Origin of the sequence: Bacillus sp. CH_70 (assembly GCF_038007045.1) — a bacterium.
GTDB classification, from domain to species: domain Bacteria; phylum Bacillota; class Bacilli; order Bacillales; family Bacillaceae_G; genus Bacillus_A; species Bacillus_A cereus.
Map to the genome: position 1 here is coordinate 4,916,538 of NZ_JBBOWL010000001.1, position 17,850 is coordinate 4,934,387.

Here is a 17,850-nt window from a genome sequence, read left to right on the forward strand (position 1 = left end):
GAAGAAAGCTCCTGTCGGTAGCTTTCTTCTCACAAGGTATATTATCCCTTATTTTTCTGATACAGTTTTTAATTCCTCTAATAATTCTTCTACGTAATGTTGTGCACTTTGTGCTGCAATACTACCGTCACCTGTTGCTGTTACAATTTGACGAAGCATTTTTTCACGAACATCACCAGCTGCGAAAATACCAGGGATTTTAGTTTCCATACGTTCGTTCGTTTCAAGGTAACCATTTTCATTTGTAATACCTAGTTCAACAAATGGTTTTGATAATGGTAACATACCGATGTATACGAATACGCCGTCAGTTTTGACTTCTTTCTCTTCTCCACTGTTTACGTCTACAAGTGTTACACTTCCTACTTTACCGCTTGCTTCGTTAATTTCTTTTATAGTGTGGTTCCAAATGAAATCTACTTTTTCGTTTTGGAAAGCACGGTCTTGTAAAATTTTCTGTGCACGAAGCGTGTCACGACGGTGAACGATCGTTACTTTTGATGCGAAGCGTGTTAAGAACACACCCTCTTCAACAGCAGAATCTCCACCGCCAATTACGATAAGTTCTTTTCCTTTAAAGAATGCCCCATCACATACTGCACAATATGATACACCACGGCCGCCAAGTTCTGTTTCACCCGGTACACCAATTTTTTTATACTCTGCACCGCTTGCAACGATAATTGCACGTGCTTTATATTCTTTTTTACCAGCAATAATTGTTTTGTATTCTTTACCATCGATGACTTCTTTCACATCACCGTATGCATATTCAGCACCAAATTTCTTCGCATGCTCGAACATTTTATTTGATAAGTCTGGTCCTAAAATAGACTCATAACCTGGGTAGTTTTCTACATCTTCCGTGTTTGCCATTTGGCCACCTGGAATACCACGCTCAAGCATTAATGTGCTTAAATTTGCACGAGATGTATATACTGCAGCTGTCATACCAGCTGGTCCTGCACCAATAATAACGACATCATAAATTTTTTCTTCTGACACACTATTCACTCCTATCCATTCCTACACAATTAAGTTACCCTCATTATACTGTTAGCATCATTTTTTTCCCAATGATTTGCTTATCTTATGTATGCGTACGCTTAACAGCTTGCACATACTTTCGGACAGTCGCTACAGATACATTATATACATCTCCAAGCTCCGACTGTGTCATTTTATTTCCTTGTTCGCCGCGTACAATGTATTCAATCGCAGCTGACCAGCCGTACACATTTGTAAATATGTCTCCAGATGTATATAAACGTATGAACGTACAAAACCAAAAGTGTAAACACTCTTCAATTAATTCATCATCTTTTTTCGTATAATTGTATAAGGCATCCGCGATTCTCGCGCACTGCTCAAATTGTTGTAAATCAGCTGGAATACTCTTATGACTATTAAGTAAAAAGAAGTACTTTGCAAGTTGCGATACGATGGGAACACCGTTCTTCGCTTGCGTTATATCAAAGAAGAATCCAACCTTCTCCGGCGTTGACAATTCATTCATTAAATATAAAGCTAGCATTTGTTCTTCTAGCGTCGCACTTTGCTGAAATGATTTTCGTAATTCTTCAAATAACACGTTTTGTCCTTCATCTGCTAAATTCAGCGCATTCCACGGTTCTTTTCCCTTTTTATCAGGATGCAATTCCACGACATGTTGCCACATTTTTTCAGCTAGTTGCTGATCTTTCACCATATACGCAGAATATGCAAACCAATAATAAAAACTAACGTCTCCTTCGTACCCTTGACGCTTTAATAGTTTGAACCATTTATATGCATGCTCGAAATAACCAATTGTTGCAAGTGTAGTTCCCAGTTTCAAACGATGTTCAAATGAAATCGGATATACCGAAACTAGCTGTCCCGCTAACGCTTCTACTTGTTTATGCTCTCCAATTGAATATAGAAAAATAAGCGTATTACAAAGCGCATGTATATTACCAGGATTTTTCTCTAAAATCATTTCTGTTAACTTCAGTGCTTTGTCTACATTACCCGATTGAAAATGTGCAATGGCTAAATTATTATGACCTGACCAAAATTCCGGATAATCTTTCGTAACAATTTCTAATGTAGCAATTGCTTCTTCCAATTGTCCATTACGAATATAACGATTCGCTTCTTCCTGCATAACAATTAAATCATCTTCATCTTCAATCTCTTCCGCACCCATTGCTTCTTCTTCCATAATCTCAAGAAGTTCTAATGTATCTTCTACGAATTCCTTCTCTTTTGCAACTTCTAAATAACGATCCGCATATTTCTTCGCCTGTTGAAATAACCCCATATATGCATAATTATTTGCAATAAAATAATAGCACTGTTCAAGTTCTGGATTAGATCTAACTAACTTTAAGAATATTTGGTTCGACTCTTGATATTCACCAGCCTCAGATAATACTGTTGCTAATTGACATAAAATAAACGGCTCCTTCTCACTTTGTGCCGCTCTTCGAAAATATTTAATTGCATCTTGCAATTTTTGCCCTTTGTAAGCTCTCATCCCTTTTTTATAAAAGAAGTCCGCTAATTGATTAAAAGAGATAACTTGTCCGTTCTCCTTATATATCCTTTGATTTTTCCCCATATATCCTCCAGTTTTTTGTTTTCTTCGCTCACACATTCTTCTATCTATAAGTATAAACGATTCCGTAAAAAACAAAACAGTATATTATACTCAATTATTTCCTTTTTATTCATAAAAAAAGAGGAGAAATGTTACATTTTCACCATGAACCTTCTCTTGCGGTCATTTGCTCTTTCGTATAAATAATACGCATTGGATTTCCACCTACGAAAGCACCGCTCGGTACATCTCTATGAACAAGTGTGCCAGCTGAGACAGTCGCACCGTCTCCAATTTTCACACCTGGTAATATTGTTACATTCGCTCCAATCATCACTTCATTTCCAATGACGATTTCCCCAAGTCGATATTCACGAATTAAATATTCATGCGCTAAAAGCGTTGTATTATAGCCAATAATCGAATTCTCTCCCACAGTTATCTTTTCCGGGAACATAATATCCGGCATTACCATAAGCGCAAATGATGTTTTCTTTCCTACTTTCATCCGTAAAAAAGTACGGTACAACCAATTCTTCACAGATAAAAATGGCGTGTAACGCGCAATTTGGATAATAATAAAGTTTTTCATTACCTTCCAAAAAGACACTGTTTTATACACATTCCATAATGAATTTTCTCCTGAAACAGGATAGCGCGTTGTCCGTCGCACTTAGCTCGCTCCTCTACTAACTTACTTGGACCTTTATGAACGGTTCATATTAGACAAAATTGGTAGCAAATCACTCATTTTATCTAGCATAAAGTCCGGCTTGTAAGCCTCTAAATACGCTCTACCTTTCAGCGTCCATGAAACCGCAGCTGTTTTCGTCCCCGCATTTTGACCACCGACAATATCATGATGATTATCTCCAACCATCAATGCCTCTTCTGGTTTTGCATCTAATAATTCAAGCGCTTTTTGAAGTGGCTCTGGATGTGGTTTCACATGCTCTACATCATCAATTGTCACGACAACATCAAAAAATTCATCAAGCTTTGACAACTGTAATCCCATCTCAACGGTTTGTCTCGCTTTCGTTGTAACAATACCAACTTTATAACCTTGCTTCTTCAACTCTCGAACTGTTTCATATACAGTTTCATATTCTTCTACTAATTCATCATGATGATCATGGTTAAATTCGCGATAACTTGTAATCATCTCTTCAACCTTACTTTCATCAATCTTACTGAAAGTATCATGCAAAGATGGACCGATAAATGGCAACACATCTTCACGCTTATATTGATTTGGATAATACGTATTTAAAGTATGTAAAAAAGAAGAAATAATAAGTTCGTTTGTATTAATTAAAGTTCCATCTAAATCAAATAACACTGTATTTATTCTCATTGCCTTAGTCCTTTCGCCTTCCTGAATATGAAAGAAGCAGCATCTTATAATAAGATGCTACTTTTCTCTAATTTTCCGAATATCTTTTATCAGCTTGCCCCATTTTTCGTCTCACAATAATGAAAATAATAGAAATAACAACAAGTCCAATTGACATTACTTGTGCAATACGAAGTGGTCCTAGCATTAAACTATCTGTACGTAAGCCTTCTACGAAGAAGCGTCCTACTGAATACCAAATTAAATATGTGAAGAATAATTCCCCGCGGCGTAAATTCACTTTTCTTAATGCAAGTAGTAAAATTACACCTGCAAAATTCCATAATGATTCATATAAAAACGTCGGATGATAGTACACACCCTCAATATACATTTGATTAATAATGAAATCTGGTAAATGAAGACCTTCTAAAAACTGTCTCGTTACTTCATCACCATGCGCCTCTTGGTTCATAAAGTTTCCCCATCGGCCAATTGCTTGTCCTAATAAAATACTTGGTGCAGCAATATCCGCCAACTTCCAGAATGAAACCCCGCGTCGCTTTGCAAAAAGAATCCCTGTAATAACCGCTCCGATTAAACCACCATGAATCGCCAAGCCACCTTGACGAATATTAATAATTTGACTCGGGTTTTGCGCGTAATATTCCCATTCAAAAATAACATAGTACATTCTCGCAAATAGAATAGCGATCGGTACTGCAATTAATACAAGGTCAACAAATGTATCTTTTGGAATACCTAGCCTTTCTCCCTCGCGAGTTGCTAGCCAAAGACCTAATAGCACACCTGTACCGATAATAATCCCGTACCAATAAACAGGAAACGGCCCAAGTTGGACAGCTACGCGGTCAAGCTGCGGTACAGAACCTAACAGCATATGTATGACCTCCCTCTCCAATGTTTACTCCTGATTCCCTAACTCAATCGCACTCATTAATCGTTCTGAGAACTGCTGTGCTGCATTGACTCCCATACGCTTTAAACGGAAGTTCATCGCTGCTACTTCAATAATAACAGCCAAGTTTCGACCAGGACGAACTGGAAGTGTAATCTTCGTAAGTTCTGTATCAATAATTTTCATCTTCTCTTCATCAAGACCTAAGCGATCATAGTTTTTCTTTTGATCCCAAATTTCAAGATTAATAACAAGTGTAATACGCTTATAATTTCGCACTGCCCCTGCACCGAATAACGTCATAACGTTAATGATACCTAGACCACGAATTTCTAATAAATGCTCAATTAAATCTGGTGAGCTTCCTACTAATGTGTCTTCATCTTCTTGGCGAATTTCTACACTATCATCCGCAACAAGGCGGTGACCACGCTTCACAAGTTCAAGAGCTGTCTCACTTTTACCAACACCACTTTGACCTGTAATTAAAACACCAACACCGTAAATATCTACTAATACACCATGAACAGCAGTTGTTGGTGCTAGCTTACCTTCTAAATAATTAGTTAAACGACTTGATAATCTCGTTGTCGTTTGAGAAGAACGTAATAAAGGCATGCCTGATTCACGTGATGCTTGTAATAACTCATCTGGTACATCTTGATTACGAGTTATAATAATACATGGCGTCTCCTCGGTACAAAGCGCTTTCATTCTCTCTTGTTTTTGCTCTGTTGTTAACGTATCAAAGAACGTGAGCTCCGTTTTTCCAAGAAGCTGCACGCGATCAGCTGGATAATATGTAAAGAATCCTGCCATTTCAATTCCAGGTCGTGATAAATCACTGGTATCAATCGGACGATGAATTCCTTCCTCACCACTTATTAACTCCAATTGAAATTGTTCAATTAAATCTTTTGTCCTTACTTTTGGCATATGTATAAACCTCCACTCCGCTGCGGGTTCAGTCTCGTTTGATGTAAAATTCCATTCTACCGGATATTGTACCATTTTTTTCTGGAAACAAGAAATACGGTTTCTAATAAATAGAAAAAAACATTTCATACGAATAATGAAATGTTTTTCTTTTTGTCATTTTCTCTTTTTTTCATATAGAGGTTCCACAATTGCCTTCTCAATAATCATATTAAAAATTGAAATACAAATTGCCGCAACAATCGCTACACCAAATCCTGATATATTAAAAGCATCTCCTAATAATGAATCTGCTATTTTTAACGTAATCGCATTAATAACAATTAAGAAGAAGCCGAAAGTTACAACAGTAATTGGTAGCGTAATTAAAATTAAAAACGGCTTTACGAACACATTTAAAACCGCCAATATAATACTCGCAATAATTGCAGTTTGTATATTTGCTACGTAAAATGCATCTGGTGCAATCCCTTTTAAAAGCCCCGATACAGCGATTAACACAACGCTATTTACAAGAAGTGATACAATCCATCTCATTTCGTTACACATCCTTTTAAACATATATATTTCATCATACGCTAATAGATAATAAACGCAAGTATGATACAAACACTTATATCAACTTATTCTATCTTTCATGCTTGTATACCTACTAACACTTCCTCGCAAAATAAGGACCACACCACCTATGTTCATGAGTTTTTACAAAGGTCCAAGTGAAATCTTTATCTACGATATAGATATCACCTTTATACGCATCTTCTGTCTCACACAATATATCATCCATATGTAACAAACTCGCATCCTTTATTAACAGTACCTCATCACAGTGTTGGTAGAAAATGTAGCAATCCTTTTTCACTTCATTATGAAACGCGTTTTCCGCTTCTTTACCCTCTAAACACTTCTTTTTCTCATAACTAAATATGTGCCATAGATAACCACATGCATACTTATCTCCATAAAGAAAAATATCTTCTTTTTCTTCATCACTTAAATGATTTGCAAAATGATCCTCCCAGCACTTCCGAAAATATACACCCCAATTTTGAAACTCTCTTATCTTCATATTTTTCTTTCGCAACACATCTAAAAACTCCATCTTCTCCCCCTATACAATAAAAACCGAGCGTCATTTCCACTCGGTTTTCATCAATAAACTTATTGCGATAACTCTACTTCTTTTATTTTCTCTTTCATTCTTGCTTTATCACGATTTAAAATCTCTTTTAAATACTTACCAGTATACGAGCGCTCTTCTTTTACTACTTGCTCTGGCGTTCCCGAAGCGACGATTTGTCCACCTTTGTCCCCGCCTTCTGGTCCAAGATCAACAATATAATCAGCTGTTTTAATCACATCTAAATTATGTTCAATTACAAGTACCGTCTCACCACTCTCAACAAGACGTTGCAGCACTTCTAGAAGACGTGCAATATCATGCGCATGCAACCCAGTCGTTGGCTCATCTAAAATATATAACGTACGACCTGTAGAACGACGGTGTAATTCAGAAGCTAATTTCACACGCTGTGCTTCCCCACCAGATAATGTTGTTGCTGGTTGACCTAATTTCATATAACCAAGCCCAACATCTACAAGCGTTTGAAGTTTACGCTTAATTTTAGGAATATTGGCGAAGAATTCTACTCCATCTTCAATTGTCATCCCTAACACTTCAGAAATATTCTTATCTTTATATTTCACTTCTAACGTTTCACGATTATATCGTTTACCGTGACAAACTTCACACGGAACATACACATCTGGTAAGAAATGCATTTCGATTTTAATAATTCCATCACCACGGCACGCTTCACAACGGCCACCTTTTACGTTAAAGCTGAAACGTCCTTTTTGATATCCGCGCACTTTCGCTTCATTCGTTTGTGCAAACACATCACGAATATCATCGAATACACCTGTGTACGTCGCTGGATTAGAACGTGGTGTACGCCCAATTGGTGATTGATCAATATCAATTACTTTATCTAAATGTTCAAGACCTTTAATCTCTTTATGAGTACCTGGCTTCGCTTTCGCTTTATATAACTTTTGCGCTAACGATTTATATAGTACTTCATTAATCATCGTACTTTTACCTGATCCAGATACACCTGTTACCGCTACAAACGTACCGAGCGGGAATGACATTTTCGCGTTCTTTAAATTATTCTCTTTTGCACCGACAATTTCCACTTTTCGTCCGTCACCTTTACGTCTTTCAAGTGGAACCGGAATAAACTCTTTACCGCTTAAATATTTTCCTGTTAACGAATTATCATCTTGCATCACTTCAGCTGGTGTCCCTGCCGATACAACTTGCCCACCGTGAATACCTGCACCTGGTCCGATATCAAGTAAATAATCAGCAGCCATCATCGTATCTTCATCATGCTCAACAACGATTAATGTATTACCTAAATCGCGCATTTCTTGCAATGTACGAATAAGACGATCGTTATCGCGCTGGTGTAAACCAATTGAAGGCTCATCAAGAATATAAAGTACGCCAGTTAGACGAGAACCAATTTGCGTCGCTAAGCGAATACGCTGCGCCTCACCACCTGATAACGTACCAGCCGCACGACTTAGCGTTAAATAATCTAAACCAACGTTCACTAAGAATCCAACGCGCTCCTGAATTTCTCTTAAAATTAAATGAGCTATTTTTTGTTGCTTCTCCGTTAGCTCTACATTCGAGAAAAATTCTTGTACTTCTTGAACTGAATACTTCGTTACGTCAGCAATCGTTTTATCACCAACAAAAACAGCTAAGCTTTCAGGCTTTAAGCGGCCGCCTTTACACTTCGGACAAGCTTGTTCTGCCATATACTTTTCCATTTGCTCACGAATGTAATCAGAACTCGTTTCACGATAACGACGTTCAATGTTTGGAATAACACCTTCAAATAAAATCTCATTTTCCTTTACTTGACCGAATTCATTTACATAGCGGAAATAAACCTTCTCTTCCCCGCTTCCGTACAACACTTTATCAAATAAATCTTTCGGTATATCTTTCACAGGCATATCCATATCAACGCCGTAGTGATTACATACAGATTGTAAAAGTTGTGGATAGTATTGTGAACTTGTCGGTTCCCAAGGTGCAATCGCATGTTCATTTAATGATAAATCCCAGTTCGGGATAACAAGCTCTAAATCTACCTCTAGCTTTGAACCAAGTCCATCACAAGAAGGACATGCTCCAAACGGACTGTTGAATGAGAACATACGCGGCTCTAATTCTCCGATTGAAAAACCACAATGCGGACAAGCATGATGTTCACTAAATAGAAGTTCCTCTTCTCCCATTACATCGATTAACACTCGGCCTCCGCCAAGCTTTAATGCACTTTCAAGTGAATCAGCAAGACGGCTTGCGATTCCTTCTTTTACAACAATACGGTCAATTACAACTTCAATAGAATGCTTCTTATTTTTATCTAACGTAATCTCTTCAGACACATCAAGCATTTCACCATCAACACGTACACGAACATATCCTTGCTTCTTAATATCTTCAAGTACTTTCACATGTGCACCTTTACGCCCAGAAACGATAGGAGCTAACACTTGTAATTTCGTACGTTCAGGATATTCAAGAACACGGTCTACCATCTGCTCTACTGTTTGTGATGTAATTTCAATCCCATGATTTGGACAAATTGGCGTACCAATTCGCGCAAATAATAAACGTAAATAATCATAAATCTCCGTTACCGTTCCGACAGTTGAACGTGGATTACGACTCGTCGTTTTTTGATCGATTGAAATCGCTGGTGACAATCCTTCAATCGTATCTACATCCGGCTTATCCATTTGTCCTAAAAACTGGCGCGCATACGCAGATAACGATTCTACGTATCTGCGCTGCCCTTCTGCATAAATCGTATCAAATGCTAATGATGATTTCCCCGAACCAGACAATCCCGTTACAACGACAAGCTGATTTCTCGGAATGGTTACATCAATATTTTTTAAGTTATGTGCTCTAGCACCTTTTACAACGATAAAATCCTTGCTCTTACTCACTCTTTTCACCCTTCCGCTTTTAATTCTAATAGTAAATCTCTTAGTTCAGCTGCACGCTCGAAGTCTAACGCTTTTGCTGCTTCTTTCATCTCTGCTTCCATCTTCGCAATTGTCTTTTCACGCTCTTTTTTCGTCATTTTCTTAGCAGGAGTTGCTTCGTATGTTTCTGTCTCTTCAGCAGTTGTCGTTGCACGGATTACATCACGTACGCCTTTTTGAATCGTTTTCGGCGTAATACCATGCTCTTTATTGTAGGCTTCTTGTATAGTACGACGACGCTGCGTTTCTTCAATTGCAATTCCCATTGATCTTGTTATACGATCTGCGTACATAATAACGCGGCCGTTTTCATTACGCGCGGCACGACCAATTGTTTGAATTAATGAGCGCTCTGAACGTAAGAACCCTTCCTTATCAGCATCTAAAATCGCTACAAGTGATACTTCTGGAATATCTAATCCTTCTCGTAATAAGTTAATACCGACCAGTACATCAAACTTACCGAGGCGAAGATCGCGGATAATTTCAATACGTTCTAACGTTTTAATTTCAGAGTGAAGATAGTTAACTTTAATTCCTACATCTTTTAAGTAGTCCGTTAAATCCTCTGACATTTTCTTCGTTAAAGTCGTAATTAATACACGTCCATTTTTTGCAATACGATCTTGAATCTCTCCTAATAAATCGTCAATTTGCCCTTCAATAGGTCGTATATCGATTGGTGGATCTAAAAGCCCTGTTGGACGAATAATTTGTTCTATTACTTCTGGTGACTGCTCTAACTCGTACGGTCCTGGAGTCGCCGAAACGTAAATAACTTGATTTGTTTTCTCCTCAAACTCATCAAACATGAGCGGTCTATTATCTAAAGCTGATGGCAGACGGAATCCATGATCCACAAGCACTTGCTTACGTGCTTGGTCCCCGTTATACATCGCTCTTACTTGTGGCACTGATACGTGCGACTCATCCATAACAATTAAGAAATCTTCCGGGAAATAGTCCAATAACGTATACGGTGTTGCACCCGCTGGACGAAGTGTTAAATGACGGGAATAGTTTTCAATACCTGAACAAAAGCCCATCTCGCGCATCATTTCTAAATCATAACGTGTACGTTGCTCTATACGCTGTGCTTCTAGCAACTTACCGTTATCATTTAAATCCTTTAAACGCTCTTCTAATTCTTTTTCAATATTTTCAATAGCGACCTTCATTTTCTCTTCACGTGTAACGAAGTGAGATGCTGGGAAGATTGCTACATGATCACGTTCTGCTAATACTTCACCTGTTAACGCATTTACTTCACGAATACGATCAATTTCATCGCCGAAAAATTCAATTCGAATACAATGCTCATCAAGTGATGCTGGGAAGATTTCAACTACATCTCCGCGCACACGGAATGTACCACGCTTGAAATCAATATCATTACGTCCATACTGTACATCAACAAGTTCACGAAGCAATTGATTGCGGTCCTTCTCCATACCAACTCGAAGTGATACAACTAACTCGCGATATTCTTCAGGAGAACCTAAACCATATATACACGATACACTCGCAACGATAATTACATCGTCCCGTTCAAATAATGCAGACGTTGCCGAGTGACGCAATTTATCAATTTCATCATTAATCTGCGCGTCCTTTTCAATAAACGTATCTGTTTGTGGTACATACGCTTCTGGCTGATAATAATCGTAATAACTAACAAAATATTCAACTGCATTATTCGGAAAAAAGTCTTTCAACTCACTATATAACTGTCCTGCTAACGTTTTATTGTGAGCCATAACAAGTGTTGGCTTTTGCACTTCTTTAATGACATTTGAAATCGTAAATGTCTTACCCGTTCCTGTCGCTCCAAGCAACACTTGCTTTTTCTTTCCACTATTAATTCCCTCTACAAGCTTCTCTATAGCTACCGGCTGATCACCTTGCGGGGAATACGCTGAGACAATTTCAAATTGACGTTCCAAGAAAATCCGACCTCCTCATAAAAATCTGTATTATTATTTTACCACGAATACCTATAAAAAACCTAAAAAAACGAACAGATATTCGGTAAAATTTTCGACAATATACACATAGAAAAAGGAAGGAGTAAATACTTCCTTCCTCTACTAATTCTATTTTTTAGGTACATATACTAAGTCATATCCATTGCGCCCAGCTTCATTCATACAATCTATTAACCGATAAGTACTTTCTGATTCGCGCTGCTCTTTAACAATACTTTTACAACTATCTTTATGTAACCCTTTATCCTTCCCAGCAAATTTGTCTTTTCTATTATCTGACACATAAAATATATCGTTCCCACTATACTCTAACGTTTGAAAAATCGGGTCCCCTTCAAGGGTATACTGTACAATTCTTATTTTATCAACTTCCCTTTGCTCGACATTCAAAACGAACTTTTCAAATTTATCTAGATTGAGAATTCCTGCTCCCTTTACAATGACATCATTCTTGTTATCAATTGTAGTGTTAGATGGTGAGCATGCTACTAAACTAAAGAGAAATATCCATATAAAACTGGTTCTTTTTCCTATTGTCATCCTCTCCTATAAAAATTATTTGTATACCGCAAAAGCTACTTTCCCCTAAGAAAGTAGCTTCTTGTTCCCTTTCTCCTTCTTCGGAAAAAGAACATATGAAAATGAAATAGCTACATCCACTAAAAGTATAATCACCCAAACTTGGCTCACGCGACTTGCAGCTTTATTTAAAACGATTCCCGATTCTAACCAATTACCCCATTGTTCAAATGGAATAAATCCATACGCGAAGAAAAAGAATATGTGCACACCAACGAATAAAACAAGATGTAATACCCAATTTTTCATTTCCTGCTTTGCATAGGCCATACCTGTTAATTCTACCTGTTCTTCAATAATAGGCGCCGGTTCATTACGCCATTTCGCAACTAGCTTTTGCGCAAATATATCAAGCTTCTTCAAATCCTTTTTCCCGTAGAAAACTGCATACAGTAAAATAATTACAGTAATGATTTGAAAATTAGAGAACTTTCCTGTTTGATAATAGTCCACTGCCCCTAATGTTAAAATAAACACTTCATTTACGAGGAGTACAATCCCCATAATAAAGCTCGCCTTCTTCAAACGGAATCCGTAACGGAGTAAAAAGAAACCGATAGCCGATAACCAAAATACAATCTCTGCTCCAATTAAAAAATACCAACGATATTCTGCGAGTATGCTCATTTATCCTTCTCCCTTTCATCATAAATACGAAAAGCTTCATCCATATATAATAAAAACTCTTCTTCAATTGGATACATGCTCATTTTCTGTGAATCTTCCTTTGATTTTCTAACTTCCCATAACTTATCTAAAAACGCTTCGTCACCATTAGCCATTTCTAAACACTTCTGCATTAATCTCTTCATTGCCCTTTGTACTTCATCACTAGTGGCTTCTTTACCCTCTTTCATAAAAATACGTAATTGCTTTAATAAATCTACCCATTCTAAAACATTCGGATCTTCCTCACTCATATTTGGCAAATTATGAAGCAACTTTTGTTCTTCCTTTGAAAATACTTCATTTTGAAATATTTCACGTATACGAGGAGACTGTTTTGAAAGCTGAATAAGTTCAAACATAACTTTCCAATCAAGTTCTCCCTCTACATCTACCGAATAAACAACCGCTTGTAAAACACGCTCCATTCGATTGAACTTCTTTTGCTCTTCTTGTACAAATCGAAGTTGGTTTTCAAGTGATTTTTTCAAATCCAGCTCACCTTTTACTAACATATTCGCAACTTCTTTTAATGAAAATCCCATTTCTTTTAAAAATAAAATTTGTTGCAAACGAATAACGTCATTTTCACTATATAACCGATGCCCACCCTCTGTTTTTCCGCTCGGCTTTAATAAATCTATTTGATCATAATAACGTAGTGTACGTACTGTAACCCCTGTTTCTCTCGTCAATTCTTGTATTGAAATCACTACCATCACCTCTTCCCCCTCATTATAGAAGATGACGTTACGTAACTTTCAAGTATTTTGTAAAAAAAATACAAAAAGCTGTTTATACAAAGTGTATAAACAGCTTTTATGGAAATAACCCCTTTTGTATGGCGCGCCCACAAAATAAAATAAGTGCTCCAACAACAACACTCGTTGCCGTTTTATGATAATGGGCTAATAATAATAAATAATACGATAAACCTACAGTACCAATCATAATACAAATACTCGGCACTGGATTACGAGAAAAATTTTGCATTCCCCAAAGAAGCGCAAATATAGCTGTAGCGACACATAACACCGGTAATCCCATCCCAGTTCCCCTTTTTCTATCTATTATTCTTTGTTGCTAACACGCTCGTTGATGCCGTACTAATTAATAAACCAAAACCAATCCTTATATATTTAAACGTTTAATCTAATTGAAATCTCTCAAGCTTATCCTTTATTTTCTTTCCCCTTACTTCAGCGTAAAGATTTCCTCCACCTTCACTCCAAAATACTTGGCGATTTTTAAGGATAACTCTAGACTCGGATTGTAATGATGATTTTCAATCGCCACAATTGTCTGCCGCGTCACCTGCATCGCCTTTGCCATTTCAACTTGCGTTATATGATTTTGCTTTCTTAACTCTTTTATTTTATTTTTCACACCCATAGGATCCACCTTCAAAAGTAAAGATATCTTTACTTAAATTATAAATATTTTCCAGTTATAAGTAAAGATATCTTTACTTAAATTATAAATATTTTCCAGTTATAAGTAAAGATATCTTTACAAATTTTAGAAAAACGTTTCATTGAACATCTACCCTAACAAAGTACAAGAGTAATTCAATTTATATCAGCGATTTTTTAAATATATCAGCGCACCTTAAAATATATCGGCGATTTCCCAAATATATCGACTTACCGACAAATATCGAAATCAGTAGCACCATAAGCATAAGAAAGAAGCTGCCCCAAAATATCTTTTGGAACAGCTTCTTCGTCCTACTTACATAAATCCTAATCCCCATACAAGAACGTATCCAAGAACTGATAAGCAAACCGAGCCAATCAGCCCCGCCACGAATGCTTTACTTCCTAATTTACGGAACGTTTTAAACTCTACATTTAAACCGAGCCCCGCCATCGCCATTGCGATTAGCATATAAGCAATGACAACAATGTATCCCGCAACAACTTCTGGAATAATCCCAAGCGAATGCACTGCACTCATTGCTAAAAATCCGAAGATGAACCAAGGAATTGGAAGGTCACGCCACGATTTTTTTTCTTTGCTTCCCTCGCTCTTACCAAACCATAATCCGATTAAAATCGCTACTGGTACAAGCATTGCAACGCGCGTTAGTTTCACGATAACTGCGATATCTACAGCCGTGCTTCCTCCTGGCGCCGCAGCCGCAATTACGTGAGCAATTTCATGCAGTGTCGCCCCTGAGAACACTCCATATCCGTATGGAGATAGGCCAAGCACTGGATATAATAACGTATAAATAAGCGTAAATATTGTACCTAAAATTGCAATGATCGCCGCTCCAACTGCTGTTTCGTCATCTTTTGCTTTCACTTGCGGTGCAATTGCCACGACCGCGGCCGCGCCGCAAATTGCCGTACCGCATGCTGTTAAAATCCCAAGTTTCTTTTCTACTTTAAATACTTTCGTTAGTCCGTACACAACAAAAATAGTAAATGTAATAACAACCGCCGCGATGACCAATACTTTCGGCCCCGCCTTCGCAATATCAACAAGATTTAATCGCATTCCAAGTAAGATGATCCCAAAGCGCAGTAACTTCTTACTCGCAAAGTTCGTTCCTGCAATCGCATCATGAGGAACTCCAATTGCAGCGCGCCAAACCATCCCAATTAGAATAGCAATTACTAATTGTCCCATAATATTTAAAAATGGAAGCTCCGCTAAATATTTCGCGGCAATTGCGATTAATAATGTAATCCCAATTCCTTGCGAAAATCCAAAGCCCTTCTTCTTTTGTATAACAAGTGTTTGTTCCACCTTGTACCACCCCAATAATCGTATTGGAACATGCATGTTCTTTCTACTTACATTATAAGAGAGTTTCTATAATAAGTTTAATACCAATACCAAATCTCTATCATCAGAAATACTTATGATAAAATGAAAGAAAAACGAAAGGAGCTTTGCAAATGAACGTAGACATTTTAAAAATTTTTGTTACTGTCGTTGAACAGAAACATTTCTCCCGTGCAGCAGAATTATTAAACCTTTCACAGCCCGGAGTAAGTATGCATATACGCAACTTAGAAAACGAATTTGGCACTACACTTATTCAACGCTCCCCGAAGCACGTCCAAGTTACGGAAGCTGGAAACATATTATATATACATGCAAAGCAAATGCTCTCTCTTTACGAAGATGCTAAGCAAGAGATTAATGAACTACATAACGTTGTAACAGGAACACTTCGCATTGGTGCTAGTTTTACAATTGGCGAATACTTACTTCCAAAAATACTGGCTAACTATGCGAATGAAAATCCACACGTCGAAGTTCATACTTTTATCTCAAATACAGAAGACGTTTTGCAAAGCCTTCGCTCTAATCAAATTGATATCGGCTTAGTGGAAGGACAAGTCGTATACGCTGACGTTGACGTTGAAACGTTTATGCAAGATGAAATGAAGCTCGTCGTTCCGCCAAATCATCCATTGCTCCGCACAAATGAAATAAATGAAAGCACACTCCAAGATCAAGTATGGGTACTAAGAGAAAGTGGTTCTGGTACACGTGCTTATAGTGACCGCTTTATTCATCAACACCATTTAAAAATGAAACGATTCTTTACATTCAGTAGTATCCAAAGCGTAAAGGAAGCTGTTAGTGCCGGTCTTGGCATCGCTATACTTTCTGATTGGACTGTACGGAAAGAGCTACTAGCAAAAGAACTATTCCACGTCGAAGTTCCAAATGAACAACTAATCCGTCCGTTCTCTATCGTTCGCGGCAAATATTTCATTCCATCTAAAGCCATTCAAGTGTTCTTAAATTATGTAAATTCTTTTGCGAAAAAACAGAGTTGACCTTCACATTAGTGTGAAGGTTTACAATACATGTAAAAGGAGTGAAACACATTGCGAATTGGAGAATTATCAAAAGAAACTGGCGTTAGTGAAAGATCACTAAGACATTACGAAGAAAAGGGATTACTCCCTTCTAAGCGCCTCGCAAATGGCTACCGTGATTTTGATGAAAGTGCCGTCGAAAAAGTGGAGCTTATTCAAATGTACTTACAAATTGGCTTAAATTTAGAAGAGACAGCAAGGATGCTGCGCTGCCTTGAAATTGAACCGCACCTGTACGACAATCCGTGCAGCAGTATCCTTACGCTTTACGAAGATAAACTCAATGAAGTAACAAAGCAAATCACATTACTTTCCAACATCCAAACGAATTTGCAAAAACACGTTTCACTCCTAAAACAAGCAAAAGAAAAGGGATGATTACATGTTTGTTATACATGGCAGTTCAAGACAAAACGGAAATACGGAAGCTTTAACACATATGATGATTGATGGAATTGAAACAGAACAAATTTATTTACGTGATCACACAGTCTATCCTATTACAGATAAGCGTCATGATGCAGAAGGATTCCAACCTGTAAATGATGACTACGAGCAGTTAACGAAACGCATGTTAGAGCACGACACGATTATCTTTGCTACACCATTATATTGGTACGGAATGAGTGGACATATGAAAAACTTTGTTGATCGCTGGTCACAAAGCTTGCGCGATACATCTCTTCATTTCAAAGAGAAAATGAAAGATAAAAAGATGTATGTTGTCATCGTTGGCGGGGATAATCCAAAGCTAAAAGCATTACCGCTTATTGCTCAATTCCAATATATCTTTGATTTTGTTGGTTCTTCATTTGAAGGTTATGTTATTGGAGATGCGAATGGGTTAGATGAAATTCAAAATGATGCTGAGGCGATAGCTAAGGCACAAGTTTATAATAACGAATTCAAAAATCACAAGCTGAAATAAG

The 17,850-nt window shown here is 37.5% G+C and carries 19 protein-coding genes; 3 read left to right on the forward strand and 16 right to left on the reverse strand.

From position 1 onward, the window contains the following. Nucleotides 1-48: 48 nt before the first annotated feature. From trxB to N2V79_RS25345, 16 genes are all read right to left on the reverse strand, one after another. The gene (gene trxB, locus N2V79_RS25270; RefSeq protein WP_001288078.1) at nucleotides 49-1,005 is read right to left on the reverse strand and encodes a thioredoxin-disulfide reductase; all 957 of its coding nucleotides are present in this window, start codon (nucleotides 1,003-1,005) and stop codon (nucleotides 49-51) included. Between the two features lie 85 nt (nucleotides 1,006-1,090). Beyond that, a complete protein-coding gene (locus N2V79_RS25275) occupies nucleotides 1,091-2,602 on the reverse strand; it encodes a tetratricopeptide repeat protein (RefSeq protein WP_000517723.1) in 1,512 nt (503 codons plus the stop codon). Between the two features lie 139 nt (nucleotides 2,603-2,741). Next, a complete protein-coding gene (locus N2V79_RS25280; RefSeq protein ID WP_001255070.1) occupies nucleotides 2,742-3,254 on the reverse strand; it encodes an acyltransferase in 513 nt (170 codons plus the stop codon). A gap of 33 nt (nucleotides 3,255-3,287) precedes the next feature. After that, nucleotides 3,288-3,938, reverse strand: a complete 651-nt coding sequence (gene ppaX, locus N2V79_RS25285; RefSeq protein ID WP_001222403.1) for a pyrophosphatase PpaX — start codon at nucleotides 3,936-3,938, stop codon at nucleotides 3,288-3,290. Nucleotides 3,939-4,005: 67 nt separating this feature from the next. Beyond that, nucleotides 4,006-4,818, reverse strand: a complete 813-nt coding sequence (lgt, locus tag N2V79_RS25290) for a prolipoprotein diacylglyceryl transferase (protein ID WP_000924240.1) — start codon at nucleotides 4,816-4,818, stop codon at nucleotides 4,006-4,008. A gap of 24 nt (nucleotides 4,819-4,842) precedes the next feature. Then, nucleotides 4,843-5,772, reverse strand: a complete 930-nt coding sequence (gene hprK, locus N2V79_RS25295) for an HPr(Ser) kinase/phosphatase (RefSeq protein ID WP_001127251.1) — start codon at nucleotides 5,770-5,772, stop codon at nucleotides 4,843-4,845. A gap of 156 nt (nucleotides 5,773-5,928) precedes the next feature. Next, nucleotides 5,929-6,309 carry a phage holin family protein gene (locus N2V79_RS25300; RefSeq protein ID WP_001267308.1) on the reverse strand — a complete coding sequence of 127 codons (381 nt, stop codon included), beginning with the start codon at nucleotides 6,307-6,309 and terminating at the stop codon, nucleotides 5,929-5,931. A 115-nt stretch (nucleotides 6,310-6,424) separates the two neighbouring features. Then, on the reverse strand, nucleotides 6,425-6,874 hold the full coding sequence (locus tag N2V79_RS25305) for a DUF4275 family protein (protein ID WP_340720289.1): 450 nt from the start codon (nucleotides 6,872-6,874) through the stop codon (nucleotides 6,425-6,427). 59 nt (nucleotides 6,875-6,933) lie between these two features. Then, a complete protein-coding gene (gene uvrA, locus N2V79_RS25310; protein ID WP_000045587.1) occupies nucleotides 6,934-9,810 on the reverse strand; it encodes an excinuclease ABC subunit UvrA in 2,877 nt (958 codons plus the stop codon). A gap of 5 nt (nucleotides 9,811-9,815) precedes the next feature. Next, complete coding sequence (gene uvrB / locus N2V79_RS25315; protein WP_340720290.1) at nucleotides 9,816-11,792, reverse strand: excinuclease ABC subunit B; 1,977 nt, start codon at nucleotides 11,790-11,792, stop codon at nucleotides 9,816-9,818. A 150-nt stretch (nucleotides 11,793-11,942) separates the two neighbouring features. Next, the gene (locus tag N2V79_RS25320) at nucleotides 11,943-12,374 is read right to left on the reverse strand and encodes a DUF4362 domain-containing protein (RefSeq protein WP_069356498.1); all 432 of its coding nucleotides are present in this window, start codon (nucleotides 12,372-12,374) and stop codon (nucleotides 11,943-11,945) included. 45 nt (nucleotides 12,375-12,419) lie between these two features. After that, nucleotides 12,420-13,040, reverse strand: coding sequence for a hypothetical protein (locus N2V79_RS25325; RefSeq protein WP_340720291.1), 621 nt, complete (start codon nucleotides 13,038-13,040; stop codon nucleotides 12,420-12,422). Further along, on the reverse strand, nucleotides 13,037-13,798 hold the full coding sequence (locus tag N2V79_RS25330; protein ID WP_139213317.1) for a MerR family transcriptional regulator: 762 nt from the start codon (nucleotides 13,796-13,798) through the stop codon (nucleotides 13,037-13,039). Before N2V79_RS25330 ends, N2V79_RS25325 begins: the two co-directional genes overlap by 4 nt. A 100-nt stretch (nucleotides 13,799-13,898) precedes the next feature. After that, nucleotides 13,899-14,126 (reverse strand): hypothetical protein, encoded by a 228-nt coding sequence (locus N2V79_RS25335; protein WP_000524131.1) that lies wholly within the window; start codon nucleotides 14,124-14,126, stop codon nucleotides 13,899-13,901. A gap of 147 nt (nucleotides 14,127-14,273) precedes the next feature. After that, the gene (locus tag N2V79_RS25340; RefSeq protein WP_071731503.1) at nucleotides 14,274-14,471 is read right to left on the reverse strand and encodes a helix-turn-helix transcriptional regulator; all 198 of its coding nucleotides are present in this window, start codon (nucleotides 14,469-14,471) and stop codon (nucleotides 14,274-14,276) included. Between the two features lie 339 nt (nucleotides 14,472-14,810). Continuing rightward, nucleotides 14,811-15,833 (reverse strand): YeiH family protein, encoded by a 1,023-nt coding sequence (locus N2V79_RS25345; protein WP_043935810.1) that lies wholly within the window; start codon nucleotides 15,831-15,833, stop codon nucleotides 14,811-14,813. 152 nt (nucleotides 15,834-15,985) lie between these two features. On the opposite strand from N2V79_RS25345, the gene N2V79_RS25350 reads away from it, so the two are divergent. From N2V79_RS25350 to N2V79_RS25360, 3 genes are read left to right on the forward strand one after another with little or no spacing between them, the layout of a single operon-like run. After that, nucleotides 15,986-16,879 carry a LysR family transcriptional regulator gene (locus N2V79_RS25350; protein WP_075717071.1) on the forward strand — a complete coding sequence of 298 codons (894 nt, stop codon included), beginning with the start codon at nucleotides 15,986-15,988 and terminating at the stop codon, nucleotides 16,877-16,879. A 51-nt stretch (nucleotides 16,880-16,930) separates the two neighbouring features. Next, the gene (locus tag N2V79_RS25355) at nucleotides 16,931-17,299 is read left to right on the forward strand and encodes a MerR family transcriptional regulator (protein ID WP_001219212.1); all 369 of its coding nucleotides are present in this window, start codon (nucleotides 16,931-16,933) and stop codon (nucleotides 17,297-17,299) included. Between the two features lie 4 nt (nucleotides 17,300-17,303). Continuing rightward, nucleotides 17,304-17,849, forward strand: coding sequence for a flavodoxin family protein (locus N2V79_RS25360; protein WP_053563368.1), 546 nt, complete (start codon nucleotides 17,304-17,306; stop codon nucleotides 17,847-17,849). Nucleotide 17,850 lies beyond the last annotated feature (1 nt).